At 64.4% G+C, this 1137-nt stretch carries 1 protein-coding gene; it reads right to left on the minus strand.

The annotated features are described in order from the left end of the window. Nucleotides 1-39 precede the first annotated feature (39 nt). Nucleotides 40-1008 carry a hypothetical protein gene (locus tag ACFWMR_RS42650; RefSeq protein ID WP_378382502.1) on the minus strand — a complete coding sequence of 323 codons (969 nt, stop codon included), beginning with the start codon at nucleotides 1006-1008 and terminating at the stop codon, nucleotides 40-42. Nucleotides 1009-1137: the final 129 nt, after the last annotated feature.

A 1137-nucleotide genomic window follows, 5' to 3' on the forward strand; every position in this document is an offset into this window, starting at 1 on the left:
GAGGGACCCAGGGTCCCTCAAGGAGGCCTTCACGGACTATCAAGCAGCACGGTCGACCAGGCTGACGGGTGGGCGCGGGCGTGCGGAGGCGGCGAGGTGAGCCGCTTCGAGTTCGGCCAGTACTCCGGCGGGGTCTGCCATCAGCCGGGAAGGCAAGGTCTGAACGACGGTGATCCCAGCCGTTGCGTAGCGGGTGTTGCGCAAGACAGTGCGCTTGTAGTCCTCGCGGTAGAAGTGAAAGTCGAACGAGTCGATCTCCCACGCGAGTGCGACGTCATCCCACCAGGCGTCAGGACGGCCGATGTATTCGCCTCGGCTGTCACAGATCCGTGGATTCCAGTGGCTCGGCTGGAAGGTGAGGCTCCGGCTCAGGATCTTCGCCCTTGCCTCCGCCACGGAGCAAAGATCCTTCCACTCGCCGAGAATCCGGCGGGGAATCGCCGTGCCGCGCTTCGAGCCCGTGTTCAGTTCATGGGCGAGCGCTTCGGGCGAACACCGGCCGCGCTGAATCGCCTCGACGAGAAGCCGGCCGATGGGTTCGACCGTCCGCAGTCGCCGGCAGGCGTCCGTGGTCGCGCGGACGAGCGGTGCCAGCGGTACGTTGTCGCGGATTCGAGGTTCCGGTAAACGATGGGTTCGCTCGACGGTCACGAATTCGGCGCTGCGGACTTTGTGCTCGTGGGGAATGAGGACGTGGACATCGTCGTCCGGAGGTAGCTCGCGGGGGCGTAGACCATGTCGGCGACAAGCCTCCACCCCGGTCACGAGTGCGTGTGGGCCCGCGTGCAGCAGTGCGCCGATCACCCGTTCCTCGACTGTCGGGGGAGCCTGGTGCAGGAGAATGATTCCTGGTAACAGGCGTTGCCAAGGGCCGCCCGGAAGGCATCTTCGGTAGATGACCTTGCTGGTCATGTCGAGCGATTCCAAGGTCGTCGCCTTGATGACGCCCTGACGACTGCGTTGTTGGAGTAGTTCGGGGTGCTCAGCCCACCTGCCGCGTTTGTTCATGATCACAGCGTGGGCCAGACGGCACGGCGATCGCGAGACCCTTTTCGCCGCCCTGTGGATAACCCACCCCTTGTGGATAACTTCTCCAGAAGTCCGTGAAGGCCTCCTTGAGGGACCTAGGGTCCCTCA

Source organism: Amycolatopsis thailandensis, assembly GCF_042723255.1.
Taxonomy (GTDB): Bacteria; Actinomycetota; Actinomycetes; order Mycobacteriales; family Pseudonocardiaceae; genus Amycolatopsis; species Amycolatopsis thailandensis.

What these genes read in the sequence shown, in the direction of transcription:
- ACFWMR_RS42650 (WP_378382502.1), bottom strand. Translation starts at nt 1,008, where the DNA reads ATGAACAAACGCGGCAGGTGGGCTGAGCACCCCGAACTACTCCAACAA.